This window comes from Nonomuraea sp. NPDC049646 (genome assembly GCF_044465525.1).
GTDB lineage: Bacteria > Actinomycetota > Actinomycetes > Streptosporangiales > Streptosporangiaceae > Nonomuraea.
In genome coordinates this window covers 369,347-381,720 of record NZ_JBITLU010000001.1, presented here as the reverse complement: position 1 = coordinate 381,720, position 12,374 = coordinate 369,347, and the positions used below count along the sequence as shown (strand labels likewise).

Annotated in this window: 11 protein-coding genes; 7 read left to right on the top strand and 4 right to left on the bottom strand. The window is 73.5% G+C overall.

What is annotated here, in order from left to right:
- Nucleotides 1–8: 8 nt before the first annotated feature.
- Genes ACIBQ8_RS01800 through ACIBQ8_RS01775 form a run of 6 tightly spaced genes read left to right on the top strand, consistent with a single transcriptional unit; the run spans nt 9 to nt 8,010 of the window.
- Complete coding sequence (locus ACIBQ8_RS01800) at nt 9–818, top strand: carbohydrate ABC transporter permease (RefSeq protein ID WP_352353992.1); 810 nt, start codon at nt 9–11, stop codon at nt 816–818.
- A gap of 22 nt (nt 819–840) precedes the next feature.
- A complete protein-coding gene (locus tag ACIBQ8_RS01795) occupies nt 841–2,142 on the top strand; it encodes an ABC transporter substrate-binding protein (RefSeq protein WP_397190706.1) in 1,302 nt (433 codons plus the stop codon).
- Between the two features lie 8 nt (nt 2,143–2,150).
- Entirely contained in the window at nt 2,151–3,695 is a 1,545-nt protein-coding gene (locus tag ACIBQ8_RS01790; protein ID WP_397168193.1) for an alkaline phosphatase D family protein, read from the top strand.
- Between the two features lie 10 nt (nt 3,696–3,705).
- The gene (locus ACIBQ8_RS01785; RefSeq protein WP_397190705.1) at nt 3,706–5,664 is read left to right on the top strand and encodes an NPCBM/NEW2 domain-containing protein; all 1,959 of its coding nucleotides are present in this window, start codon (nt 3,706–3,708) and stop codon (nt 5,662–5,664) included.
- Between the two features lie 4 nt (nt 5,665–5,668).
- Entirely contained in the window at nt 5,669–7,291 is a 1,623-nt protein-coding gene (locus ACIBQ8_RS01780; RefSeq protein ID WP_397168190.1) for a beta-N-acetylhexosaminidase, read from the top strand.
- Nucleotides 7,288–8,010, top strand: a complete 723-nt coding sequence (locus ACIBQ8_RS01775) for a tyrosine-protein phosphatase (RefSeq protein WP_397168189.1) — start codon at nt 7,288–7,290, stop codon at nt 8,008–8,010. The genes ACIBQ8_RS01780 and ACIBQ8_RS01775 overlap by 4 nt, the downstream gene beginning before the upstream one ends.
- A 19-nt stretch (nt 8,011–8,029) precedes the next feature.
- On the opposite strand, the gene ACIBQ8_RS01770 is transcribed toward ACIBQ8_RS01775, so the two are convergent.
- Nucleotides 8,030–8,872: a PHP domain-containing protein gene (locus tag ACIBQ8_RS01770; RefSeq protein WP_397190704.1), complete on the bottom strand. Its 843-nt coding sequence runs from the start codon at nt 8,870–8,872 to the stop codon at nt 8,030–8,032.
- A 122-nt stretch (nt 8,873–8,994) separates the two neighbouring features.
- Between ACIBQ8_RS01770 and ACIBQ8_RS01765 the strand changes: the two genes are divergently transcribed.
- A complete protein-coding gene (locus ACIBQ8_RS01765; RefSeq protein ID WP_397168186.1) occupies nt 8,995–9,639 on the top strand; it encodes a TetR/AcrR family transcriptional regulator in 645 nt (214 codons plus the stop codon).
- Here the strand turns inward: ACIBQ8_RS01765 and ACIBQ8_RS01760 are convergent.
- The 3 genes from ACIBQ8_RS01760 to paaE all read right to left on the bottom strand — a co-directional run bounded on the left by ACIBQ8_RS01760 (nt 9,627) and on the right by paaE (nt 12,373).
- Nucleotides 9,627–10,481, bottom strand: a complete 855-nt coding sequence (locus ACIBQ8_RS01760) for a 3-hydroxyacyl-CoA dehydrogenase family protein (RefSeq protein ID WP_397190703.1) — start codon at nt 10,479–10,481, stop codon at nt 9,627–9,629. The two genes, ACIBQ8_RS01765 and ACIBQ8_RS01760, sit on opposite strands and share 13 nt — an antisense overlap.
- A complete protein-coding gene (locus tag ACIBQ8_RS01755; RefSeq protein ID WP_397168184.1) occupies nt 10,478–11,218 on the bottom strand; it encodes an enoyl-CoA hydratase/isomerase family protein in 741 nt (246 codons plus the stop codon). Before ACIBQ8_RS01755 ends, ACIBQ8_RS01760 begins: the two co-directional genes overlap by 4 nt.
- Before the next feature lie 69 nt (nt 11,219–11,287).
- Nucleotides 11,288–12,373: a 1,2-phenylacetyl-CoA epoxidase subunit PaaE gene (gene paaE, locus ACIBQ8_RS01750; protein ID WP_397168183.1), complete on the bottom strand. Its 1,086-nt coding sequence runs from the start codon at nt 12,371–12,373 to the stop codon at nt 11,288–11,290.
- Nucleotide 12,374: the final 1 nt, after the last annotated feature.

Genomic DNA, 12,374 nt, shown 5'->3' with positions numbered 1-12,374 from the left:
GGCCCCCCATGATCAAGCGCACCCTGCTCCACGTCGTGCTCGCGGCCGGCGCGTTCGTCTCCGTCTTCCCGTACCTGCTGGTCGTGCTGACCGCCTTCAAGACGCAGTCGCAGCTCAGCTCCACCGAGCCGTGGCTGCCCGGCCTGCCGCCGACCACCGCCAACCTGACCCGCCTGCTGAGCGGCGACTTCCCCCGGTACGTGCTCAACACGCTGCTGATGACCGTCGTGCTCACCCTCGGGCAGCTCGTCTTCACCACCTTCGCCGCCTACGCCTTCGCGCGGCTCCGCTTCCGGGGCAGGGAGGCCCTGTTCTGGCTGTACGTCGCCACCATGATGGTGCCGGGCGCGGTCACGATGATCCCCCTGTTCCTCATCATGCGCGAGCTCGGCCTGGTCAACACCTGGTACGGCCTGCTCATCCCGTACGTGCTGGGCACCCCGTACGGCATCTTCCTGATGCGCCAGTTCTTCAAGTCCCTGCCCGCCGGGCTGGAGGAGGCCGCCCGGATCGACGGGGCCGGGGCGATGACCGTCCTGCTGCGCATCCTGCTGCCGCTGTGCCGCCCGGCGCTCGGCACCCTGACGATCATCACCGTGATCTCGTCGTGGAACAGCTTCATCTGGCCGCTGATCATCACCAGCGGCGACGAGACCAGGGTGATGACGGTGGCGCTCGCCACCCTCAAGGTCGGCATCGGCGTCGACTACAACCTGATGATGGCCGGCGGGCTGATCGCGCTCGTGCCGATGGTGGCCGTCTTCGTCTTCTTCCAAAGGCACATCGTCCGGTCGGTGGTCCTCACCGGCCTCAAGTAGCACACGAACAAGAGGTCAGCGAATGTTGCAATCCCCCCCGATTCGCTGGGCCGGGGCGCTGCTCTGCGCCGCCACGCTCATCCTGTCCGGCTGCGGGTCGGGCTCCGGAGACTCCGGCAAGGTCACGCTCACCTACCGGCTCTGGGACGACCAGCAGAAGGTCGGCTACGAGAAGGTGATGGCCGCCTTCGAGAAGGCCAACCCGGGCATCGACGTCAAGATAGAACTGCTGCCCTACGACCAGTACTGGACCAAGCTCACCGCCGACGCCGTCGCCGGGACCGCGCCGGACGTCTTCTGGATGAGCCCCACCCAGTTCCCCGAGTTCGTCACCAAGGGCGTGCTGGCGCCCGTCCAGGTGGACGGCTCCAAGTACCACCAGACCGTGGTCGGCTCGTTCACCTACCAGGGCAAGCTGTACGGCGTGCCGAAGGACTGGGGGATCGTCGGCCTGCTCTACAACAAGGACCTGTTCGCCAAGGCCGGCGTCACCATGCCGGACAAGCTCACCTGGGCGGCCGACGGCTCGGGCACCCTGCTCGACACGGCCCGCAAGCTCACCGTGGACGAGGCCGGCAAGCATCCCGGCGACGCCGGCTTCGACCCCGCCAAGGTCACCACGTACGGCTTCGCCTCCTGGAACCACTACCAGACGCAGTGGATGAACTGGGTCAGCTCCAACGGCGGCAAGCTGCTGGACAAGCCCTTCGGCAGCTACACCTTCAACGACGCCGCCTCCGTCCAGGGGCTGCAGTTCGGCGTGGACCTGGTCAACAAGCACCACGTCTCGCCGCCGGCCACCCAGACCAACCCGCCCACCGGCAAGGTCACCGACATGTTCAAGGCCGGGAAGGTCGCCATGTTCCCGGCGAACAACGCGCTGCTGCCGTTCGTCGCGCCGGAGGCCAACTTCGAGATCGGCGTCGCCGCCATGCCCGAGGGCCCGCAGGGCCGTTCGGTGAACCTCAACGGCCTGTCCGAGGCCGTCTCGGCCAAGAGCGCCCACCCGGCCGAGGCGATGAAGCTGGCCACCTGGCTCGGCACCGAGGAGCCGCAGAAGATGATGGCCGACGGCGGCTACGTCTTCCCCGCGCTCAACGGGCTGTCGCAGGGCTACGTCGACTACTGGAAGTCCAAGAAGCTCGACGTCTCGCCGTTCCAGGAGGAGTCGGAGGGCCAGACCTTCCCGCTGCCGGTCACCACCGGCTTCACCGGCTTCGAGAACAAGCTCAACCAGATCCTCAACGAGATGTACCTCGGCAAGCTCACCCCCCAGCAGGCCGCCGACCAGGCCGTGGCCGCCGGCAACGCCTCCATCAAGTAGGAGCTCCATTGATCACCCGGCGATCGTTGTTCGCCGGGGGCGCGAGCCTGGGCCTCGCCGCCGCACTGGGTGCCTCACCCGTGCGCGCGGCGGCCCGGCGTGCCCCCCTGTCCGACCCGTTCCAGCTGGGCGTCGCCTCCGGCGAGCCCACGCCGGACGGCGTCGTCCTCTGGACCCGGCTCGCCATGGACCCGGTCGCGCTCGACGGGCTCGGCGGCATGCCGGACCGCGTCGTGCCGGTGCACTGGCAGCTCGCCTCCGACGAGAACTTCCGCCACGTCGTGCGCCAGGGCGTCGAGCAGGCCCGCCGCGAGTCGGCCCACAGCGTGCACGTCGAGCTGGACGGCCTGCGCCCGGGCGCGGAGTACTTCTACCGCTTCCGCGCCGAGGGCGAGATCAGCGAGACCGGCCGCACCCTGACCGCCCCCGCCCCCGGCGCCCGCTCCCGCCCCCTGAACCTGTCCTTCACCTCCTGCGCCGACTACCAGACCGGCTGGTTCACCCCCTACCGCCGGATGGCCGAGGACCACCCCGACCTCATCGCCTTCCTCGGCGACTACATCTACGAGTACGGCGACTACAAGTACCCCGTCCGCGACCAGGCCGGCGGCGAATGCCTCGACCTGGCCGGATACCGGCTGCGGCACGCCCAGCACAAGGCCGACCCCGAGTCGCGGCTGGCCCACGCCATCGCCCCCTGGGTGGTCGTGTGGGACGACCACGACATCGAGAACGCCTGGGCGGGCGACGTGCCCGAGCAGCCCGACCCGCCCTTCCTCGCCCGCCGGGCCGCGGCCTTCCAGGCGTACTACGAGAACATGCCGCTGCGCCGCGCCCAGCGCCCCGACGGCCCGGCCCTGCGGCTCTACCGCACGATCCGCTGGGGCGCGGTCGCCAACCTGCACATGCTCGACACCCGCCAGTATCGCGACCTGTACGCCTGCACCGGCAAGAGCGGCACGGTCGGCGCCGACTGCGCCGAGCGGCTGGCCCCCAACCGCACGATGCTCGGCGGCGAACAGGAGTCCTGGCTCGACGGGCAGCTCAAGGGTTCCCAGGCCACCTGGGACCTGCTCGGCCAGCAGGTCTTCCTCATGGAGATGGACTGGACCAACGGCGAGGGCAAGGGCTACTCCAACGAGGGCTGGGACGGCTACGTCGCCTCCCGCAACCGGCTGACCGCCGCCATCGACGACCACCGGCGCAACGCGGTCGTCCTCACCGGCGACGTGCACTCCCACTGGGCCGGGGAGGTCAAGCGCGACTTCCAGGACCCCGAGTCGAAGTCCGTCGCGGTCGAGCTGGTCACCACGTCGGTCACCAGCGCCGGCAACGGCCTCGACGAGTACCCCAACACCCAGACCCTGCTCGCCGAGAACCCGCACGTGAAGTTCTTCAACGGCCGCCGCGGCTACGTCCGCGCCAAGCTCACCCAGCAGGAGATGAAGGTCGACTTCCGCTCGCTGTCCCGGGTGACCGAGCCGTACGCGCCCGCCTACACCTCCGGCTCGTTCGTCGTCGAGCCGGGCGACCCGAGCCTCCACCCAGCCTGACGGGATCCCCATGCGCACGATCACGGCCGCCGCCGCGGCGGCCCTCCTCACCCTGCCCTTCGCGCCCTTACCCGGTTCCGCGGCGACGGCCGCGACGGCTGCGACCGTCGCGGCGCCGCCGATGGGCTGGAGCAGCCGCTCCCTGGGCTGCTCGGTCTCCGAGGCGGCCGTCCGCCAGGCCGCCGGCGCCCTCGCCCCGCTCGCGCCGCTCGGCTACCGGTACGTCGTCCTCGACGACTGCTGGCTGGCCGCCCAGCGCAGCGGCGGCGCCCTGGCCCCCGACCCGGCCCGCTTCCCCGGCGGCGTCAAGGCGCTGGCCGACGAACTGCACGCCAAGGGGCTCAAGCTCGGCCTGAGCGTGTCGGCCGGCGCCAAGGCGTGCACCGGCGGCGGCCCCGGCTCCTACAAGCAGGAGGCCGCCGACGCCGCCCAGCTCAGGGCCTGGGGCGCCGACTACGTCAAGTACGACTGGTGCAACGTCCCGACGGCCGACTTCCCCGGCCAGAACGTGCAGCAGATCGCCCAGACCCTCTACCCGCGCATGCGCCAGGCCCTCGGCGACGGCGTGGTGTTCGCCATGAACAACGAGGACGGCAGCACCGTGCCCTGGCTGTGGGGCAAGGACGCCGGCGCCACCACCTGGCGGACGAACGTCTACAACAAGCCCATCCCCGACAGCTACCCCAGCATGGTCGACGTCTGGGAGACCAACCAGCTCAGAGCCGAGTACGCCGGGCCGGGCAGCTGGGCCGACCCCGACCTGATCCAGGCCGGGCGCGGCGGGATGACCGAGACCGAGTACCGCGCCCAGTTCACGCTGTGGGCCATGGGGGCCGCGCCGCTCGTCCTGCAGGCCGACCCGGCCAAGGCGCCGGCGGCCGTCGTCGCCAACCCCAAGGTGATCGCGGTGGACCAGGACCGGCTGGGCGCGCACGGCCGGCTCGTCTCCTCCGACGGCTGGTACCACGTCCTGGCCAAGCCCCTGGACGGCGGCGACCGGGCGATCGCGCTGTTCAACGAGAGCGACCGGGCGGCGGTGATCTCCACCCGGCTCGGCGCGGGCTCCCGCCACCGGGTCGAGGAGCTGTGGTCCGGCGCGGTCAGCTCGACGAAGGACGTGCTGTCGGCGCAGGTCCCGGCGCACGCTGCGGTGCTCTACCGGGTCTCGCAGAGCCGGGAGCAGGCGCCGCCGCTGGTGACGTTCGAGGCCGACCCGCCGCGCTTCCTCGGCGAGGACCGGCCGTCGGTGCTGGAGCCCGGCATGCCCGGCGAGCTGGTCACCCGCGTCACCAACACCGGGGCCACCGCCCCGCTGCGGGACGTCGAGGTCAGGGCGGCCGCGCCGGGCGGCTGGCGCGCCGAGGCCCGCACGCCGGCCAGGACCGCCCGGCTCGGCGCCGCCGAGACGTTCACCGTGACCTGGACGGTCACCCCGCCCGCCGACGCCGCGCCCGGCGCCTACGAGGTCGCCTTCACCCAGGGCGACCGGCGCGCCGTCGCGGTCGTCATCGTGGCCAGGGCGCCGGGCTCGGGCCGCACCTACCTGAGCGACCTGGCCTGGACCAGGGCTGTCAACTACTTCGGCCCGGTCGAGAAGGACACCAGCAACGGCGAGCGGGCCGCCGGCGACGGCCGCCCGATCACCGTCGAGGGCGTCCGGTACGCCAAGGGCCTGGGCACGCACGCCCCCGCCGACATCGAGTTCCACACCGCCGGCCGGTGCACGACGGTCGAGTTCCAGGCCGGCATCGACGACGAGGTCGGCCAGGCCGGATCGGCCGACTTCGAGGTGTGGGCCGACGGCGGCCGGGTCGCGCACTCCGGCGTGCTGACCGGCGCCATGCCCGCCAGGAAGGTCACGGCGTCCGTCGCGGGCGCCCGGTTCGTCCGGCTGGTCGCGACCAACGGCGGGGACAACGCCACCTCCGACCACGCCGACTTCGCCGACGCCACCGTCACCTGCCAGTGAGGAGATGCACTTGAAGATCGTTCCCAGGCCCGTCAGCCACGGGACCAGGCGCGGGAGGTTCGTCCTCGACGGGCGCACGGCGCTCACCGCCGACCCGGCGCTCGCCGGGGTGGCCGCCTGGCTGCGCGCCGAGCTCAGCCAGGTCACCGGAGGTGAGCTGCTGCCCGGCACGCCGGGCCCGGGGACGATCACCCTCGGGCTGGCCGACGGCCTCGGCCCGGAGGCGTACCGGCTGAGCGTGGGCGACGACGGCGTCGCCATCGACGCGGGCGGCCCGGCCGGCGCCTTCTACGGCGCGCAGACCTTCCGCCAGCTCCTGCCCGCCGCCGCCTACCGCCGGTCGCCGGCCGCCGAGCCCCTGGTCGCGCCGGGCGTGCACATCGAGGACGAGCCGCGCTTCGGCTGGCGCGGCTGCCTCCTCGACGTCGCCCGGCATTTCATGACCAAGCATGACCTGCTGCGGTTCATCGACCTGATGGCCCTGCACAAGCTCAACGTCCTGCACCTGCACCTGACCGACGACCAGGGCTGGCGCGTCGAGATCAGGCGTTACCCGCGCCTGACCGAGGTCGGCGCGTGGCGGCGGGAGAGCCAGACCGGCTGGAACGGCGCCATGGACGGCCGCCCCCACGGCGGCTACTACACCCAGGACGACCTCAGGGAGATCGTCGCCTACGCCGCAGCCAGGCACGTCACCGTCGTGCCGGAGATCGACCTGCCCGGCCACACCCAGGCCGCCATCGCCGCCCACCCCGAGCTGGGCAACCTCGGCACGCCGCTGGAGGTCCGCACGACCTGGGGCATCGGCAGGAACGTGCTCAACGCCGAGGACGCCACCATCGACTTCTTCAAGAACGTGCTCGACGAGGTGCTGGAGCTGTTCCCCAGCCCGTACGTGTGCGTGGGCGGCGACGAGTGCCGCAAGGAGCAGTGGCGGGAGAGCCCGTCGGCCCAGCGCCGGATCAGGGAGCTGGGCCTGCGGGACGAGGAGGAGCTGCAGAGCTGGTTCATCCACCAGTTCGACGACTTCCTCACCGCCCGCGGACGCCGCCTGGTCGGCTGGGACGAGATCCTGGAGGGCGGGCTGGCGCCCGGGGCGGTGGTGGCGTCCTGGCGCGGCGACCTCGGGGCGGTGGCCGCCGCCCGGCGCGGCCACGACGTCATCAACTGCTCCAACACCCAGGTCTACTTCGACTACCGCCAGGGGCCGGGGGAGGACGAGCCGGTGCCGTTCGGGACCGTGCTGGCGCTGGAGGACGTCTACGCCTTCGAGCCCGTGCCCGCGCAGCTGCGCGACGACCCGGCGGCGGCCCGGGTCCTCGGCGCGCAGTGCGGGGTCTGGACGGAGCTGATCGACTCCAACCGGCGGGTCGACTACATGGTCTTCCCCCGGCTGGCGGCCTTCGCCGAGACCGTCTGGGGGCCGCCCGGCCGCGACCTGGAGGACTTCCGCGCGCGGCTGGCGGGCCACCTGCCGCGGCTGGCGGCGATCGGGGTGGAGTACCGGCCGGAGTCCGGGCCGCTGCCCTGGCAGACCAGGCCCGGCGTGCCGGGACGGCCGGAGGACCCGAAGGAGTGGCAGGCCACCATCGACGCCTGGACCAGCAACCTGCGGGACCTCGCGTGAGGCCCCCGGTGCCCTCGCCGGGCGGACGGGTGCTGAGCTGGCCGGGCTGCGAGAACGTGCGCGACCTCGGCGGCTTGCCGACGCAGGACGGCGGGCGGATCCGGTGGGGCGCGCTGGTGCGCGGCGACCGTCCGAGGAGCACGGCCGTCCCGGCGCTGCGGGCGCACGGGATCCGGCTCGTCGCCGACCTCCGGCTGGCCGCCGAGTGCCTGGCCGACCCCGGTCCCGACGTGCCGGGCCGCCGCCACCTGCCCGTGCTGCGGGACGAGGACACCGTGCTGGAGGCGCTGGACGAGACCCTGCCCGGCATCTACCGGGTGATCCTCGACCGGGGCGCCGCCCGCTTCGCCGCCGTCCTGTCGGCCATCGCGCACGCGCCGGACGGGGGCGTCCTGCTGCACTGCCACTCCGGCAAGGACAGAACCGGGCTGGCGGTCGCGCTGGCCCTCTCGCTGGCCGGCGTCTCCCGGGAGGAGATCGCCGCCGACTACGCCATGACGGCGGTCTGCCTGCGCCTCGACGACCACCTGGCCGCCCTGGACGGCGACTCGGGACGGGCCAGGGCACTGCGCCTGTTCGCCGAGGTCACCGCGGACACCATGCTGGCCGCCCTGGCCCACCTGGACGACCGGCACGGCGGCGCGCAGGCGTACCTGCTGGCCGGCGGCCTGCCACCAGGCGACCTGGCCCTGCTCCGTGCCCGCCTGGTGGACCGCTGAGGAGACCGGACGACGGGGGTCAGCCCGTACGGCCCCAGAAGTCGTACGGGTCCCGGCCCGGGCGGAAGCCGTGCGCCCGGGCCAGCTCCGCCGCCTCCCGGAACCGGCGCGCCACGACGGACGGCTCGTGGGCGTCGCTGCCGAACGTCACGGCCTGCCCGCCCTCCTCCCGCCACCACCCGAGCAGCGTCGCGTGCAGCGGCAGGACCGTGTTGATCTCCAGCGCCCGGCCCGACCCTGCGGTCACCCGCAGCGCGTGCCGGAACTCCTCCTCGAAGTCGGCCGGGTCGAACGGCCCGGCCGCCCGCGGCCAGTAGCGCACCGGGTAGTCGACGTGGGCCAGCACGGAGAACACGTCGCTGCCCGCGACCAGCTCGGGGATCTCGGCCAGGTAGTCCCGGACCACCTGGGCGGCGGCGCCGCGGGCGAACAGGCCGGGCGGCTCGCAGAACCCGTCGCCGGCGGGCAGGCAGTGCAGGGAGCCGAGCACCCGGTCGAACCGGCCGGCGGCGAGCACGCGGGCGACGTCCCCGGCGTGCCGGTGGGGCTCGCCCACCTCCAGGCCGCTCAGGATGCGCAGCTCAGGGAAACGCCCGCGGCACCGCTCGACCGCCTCCAGGTAGCCGGCGGCGTCGAAGGCCGGGGGAGCCAGGCGCCCGTCCGGCGTCGTCAGCGCGAGCAGGTGGTCGTGGCCGTCGAGGGCGCCGGGGTCGACCGTCCAGACGGTGTGGTCGACGTGCTCGGTGAAGGCGATGGCGGGCAGGCCGAGCTCCACCGCCCGCGCGCAGGAACGCTCCATGTCGCCCTTCGGGGCGTCCCAGGACCATTCGCTGTGCACATGGCTGTCGGCGGGCAACGTCACGGGGCTCACTCCTCGGAGGGTAGGAGAAGATCGTCCCGACTGTACCCCGGGAGCGTCCCGGCGTCCCGGGGGTGTGACCGCCTCGGGGAAGAGGTCTGATCTGCCGTGAGATGCTGGCTTTCGTGACGACGACCGAGCCCGCCGGGCCCGCCCCGCGCCGCGGGCGCGGCCGACCCGGCTACGACCAGGCCGCGATCCTGCGCGCCGCGGTGGCGCTGTTCAACCGCAGGGGTTACGACGCCACCAGCATGGGAGACCTGGCCAAGGAGCTCGGCCTGACCAAGCCGGCCATCTACCACCACGTCACGGGCAAGGAGCAACTGCTCGGCCAGGCCCTCGACGACGCCCTCGACGAGCTCACGGCCGCCGTGACCGCCGCCACCCGCGACGCCGCCGGCCGCACGGCCTACGAACGCCTGCGCGAGGTCGTGCGGCGCAGCGTCGAGGTGCTGGTCGCCCACCAGCCGAGCGTCACGCTCCTGCTGCGGGTGCGCGGCAACAGCCCGGTCGAGCTGGCCGCCCTCGAACGCCGCCGCTGGCTCGACGACCGCCTCGCCGCGCTGGTCGCCGACGCCGTCGCCGAGGGCGCGCTGCGCGACGACGTGCCGCCCGCGCTGGTCAGCCGGCTGCTGTTCGGCATGGTCAACTCGCTGGTGGAGTGGTACCGCCCGGACGGCGCCTACGACCGGGCGATGGTCGCCGACGCCGTCACCGCGATCGCCTTCGACGGCCTGGCCCGGCACGCGCCGGGGGCTCACCAGGTGTAGAAGCCCTGGCCCGTCTTGCGGCCGAGATGCCCGGCGGCCACCAGGTCGCGCAGGATCCGCGGCGGCTCGAACCGGGGGCCGAGCTCGCGGGCCAGGTGCTCGGCGATCGCGAGCCGCACGTCCAGGCCCACCACGTCGGTGGTGCGCAGCGGGCCCGTCGGGTGGCGGTAGCCGAGGGTCATGGCCGTGTCGATGTCGGCCGCGCTCGCCACGCCCTCCTCCAGCATCCGCATCGCCTCCAGGGCCAGGCAGACGCCGAGCCGGCTGCTGGCGAAGCCCGGCGAGTCGGCCACCGTGACCGGCGTCCTGCCGAGCGCCCGCGTCCACTCCTGGGCCCGCTCGACCAGCTCGGGGTCCGTCCGCGGGCCGACGACGACCTCGATGAGGTCGCTGACCGGGACGGGGTTGAAGAAGTGCAGCCCGATGAAGCGCTCCGGCGCGGCCAGGCCGGCCGCGAGCCCGCCGATCGACAGGCTGCTGGTGTTCGTGGCCAGCAACGCGCCCGGCGCCTGCCGCTCGACCAGGGCGAACACCCGGGCCTTGAGCGCCGCGTCCTCCGGCACCGCCTCCACGACCAGCTCGCACGGGGCCAGCTCGGCCGGGTCGGCCGTCGTGCGCAGCCGGGCCAGGACGTCCTTGAGCGGGCTGCCCAGCCTGCCCTTCTCCTCGGCCTTGGCCAGGCTGCCGGTCACCCGTTCCAGGGCCTGGGCGGCGGCCGGCGGGTCGCTCTCCACGACGACGACCCGGCTGCCGGCGGCGAGGAAGGCGTGCGCGATGCCCGACCCCATCCGCCCGCCGCCGAAGACGCCGACGACGTGCGGCAACGTCAGCGGGTAGGTCATGAGCGCGGCTCCTTCCGCCGGTCGAGGAACGCCGTCATGCGCGCGTGCTTCTCCTCGGTCTCGAACAGGACGGCCTGGGCCAGGTCGTCCACGAACGGGTGCGCGGCGCGCGGGGCGTGGAAGACGGCCTTGGTCAGCCGGGTGGCCAGCGGCGCCCGCGCCGCGATGCGGTCGGCGAGCCGGTGACCGGCGGCGAGCAGGTCCTGCGGCTCCACGACGTCGTTGAGCAGGTGCACCGCCCGCGCCTCCTCGGCCGTCAGCACCCGGCCGGCCAGCAGGATCTCCTTGGCCAGCGGCTCCCCGACCAGCTCGGCAAGCCGCCAGGCGGCCCCGGCGGCGGCCAGGATGCCGAGGTCGGTCTCCGGGTTGCCGATCCTGGTGCGCGGCGTGCCGATCCGGAAGTCGCAGGCGTAGGCCAGCTCGGCCCCGCCGCCCAGGGCGTAACCGTCCACGAGGGCGATGGTCGGCATCGGCAGCCGGTGGATGCGGTCGAAGATCCTGGAGTTGATGCCCCGCAGCGCGTCGCCCCGGTCCCGGTCGCGGAGCTGGGCGATGTCCGCCCCGGCGGCGAAGGTCGTGCCCTCGCCGGTGAGCAGCACGACGCGCGGCTCGTCCTCGACGGCGGCGCACGCCTCGTGCAGCGCGGCGACCAGCTCCCGGTCGATGGCGTTGCGCACCTGCGGCCGGTTGAGCCGCCACACCACCCGGTCGGCGCCCTCCTCGACGATGAGGGTCATGGGCGCTCCGCCCGGGGAGCTGCCTGGGGAGCGCGGGCTTTCGTCACGGATAACTCCTCTGCGTCGGGGTCAGGCGTCGTAGTCCACGGTGACACGGTCGCCGGCCGGGAACGTCTGGCAGGTGAGCACGAAACCGGCCTCCACCTCGGCCGGTTCGAGCGCGTAGTTGCGGCGCATGTCCGCCGCGCCCTCGCGGACCACCGCCCGGCAGGTGCCGCAGACGCCGCCCTTGCAGGCGAACGGCAGGTCCGAGCGGGTCTGCTGGGCGCCGTCGAGCAGGGTGGACTCGCGCGAGACGGTGGCGGTCGTGCGCCTTCCGTCGAGCACCGTCGTCAGCACGGTCGTCGCGCCCGCCGGCACGCCCTCGGGCCGCCTCGGCACCGGCGGGGGAGCGTCGACGTAGAAGAGCTCGACGTGCACCTTCGCGGCCGGGACGCCGAGCTCGGCCAGAACCTGGCGGGCGTCCTCGACCATGCGCAGCGGCCCGCACAGCCAGACGTGGTCGAACGTCTCGATCGGCACCAGCTCGGTGAACAGCCGCCGCAGCCGGTCGCCGTCCAGCCGGCCGGAGAACAGCTCGACGTCGCGCGGCTCCCGGGAGAGCACGTGGACGAGCTGGAAGCGGGGGCCGTACCGGTTCTTCAGGTCGCCGAGCTCCTCGGCGAACATCACGGTGCGGCTGCTGCGGTTGCCGTACAGCAGCGACACCCGCGCGCCGGGGTGGGTGAGCACCGTCGAGGCGACCGACATCATGGGGGTGATGCCCGACCCGGCGGCCACGCACAGGTGCCGCTCGCCCGCGCCGGGGTCGGCCTGCCAGGAGCCGGTGGGGGTCTGCACCTCGATCCGCGTGCCCGGCCGCACGTCGCGGACCAGCCAGGAGGAGAACAGCCCGTCCGGGATCTCCCGGACGCCGATGCGCGGCGCGTCCCCGGCCGGGGCGCAGATCGAGTACGACCGCCGCTCCTCCCGCCCGTCCACGAAGCGGCGCAGGGTGAGCGACTGGCCCGCGCGGAAGGCGTACGCCTCGCGCAGCTCGCCGGGCACGGCGAAGGTGATCGCGGCGGCGTCCTCGCACAGGTGGTCGACCGCCGCCACCGTCAGCTCGTGGAAGGCGGCGTGCGCCCGGGCCGGCGCGGGCGCGAGCGTGGTCATC

Bases quoted from the DNA above. Each gene is read 5' to 3' on its own strand.
- ACIBQ8_RS01800 (WP_352353992.1), top strand. From the start codon at position 9: ATGATCAAGCGCACCCTGCTCCACGTCGTGCTCGCGGCCGGCGCGTTC.
- ACIBQ8_RS01795 (WP_397190706.1), top strand. From the start codon at position 841: ATGTTGCAATCCCCCCCGATTCGCTGGGCCGGGGCGCTGCTCTGCGCC.
- ACIBQ8_RS01785 (WP_397190705.1), top strand. From the start codon at position 3,706: ATGCGCACGATCACGGCCGCCGCCGCGGCGGCCCTCCTCACCCTGCCC.
- ACIBQ8_RS01780 (WP_397168190.1), top strand. From the start codon at position 5,669: ATGCACTTGAAGATCGTTCCCAGGCCCGTCAGCCACGGGACCAGGCGC.
- ACIBQ8_RS01760 (WP_397190703.1), bottom strand. From the start codon at position 10,481: ATGACCTACCCGCTGACGTTGCCGCACGTCGTCGGCGTCTTCGGCGGC.
- ACIBQ8_RS01755 (WP_397168184.1), bottom strand. From the start codon at position 11,218: ATGACCCTCATCGTCGAGGAGGGCGCCGACCGGGTGGTGTGGCGGCTC.
- paaE (WP_397168183.1), bottom strand. From the start codon at position 12,373: ATGACCACGCTCGCGCCCGCGCCGGCCCGGGCGCACGCCGCCTTCCAC.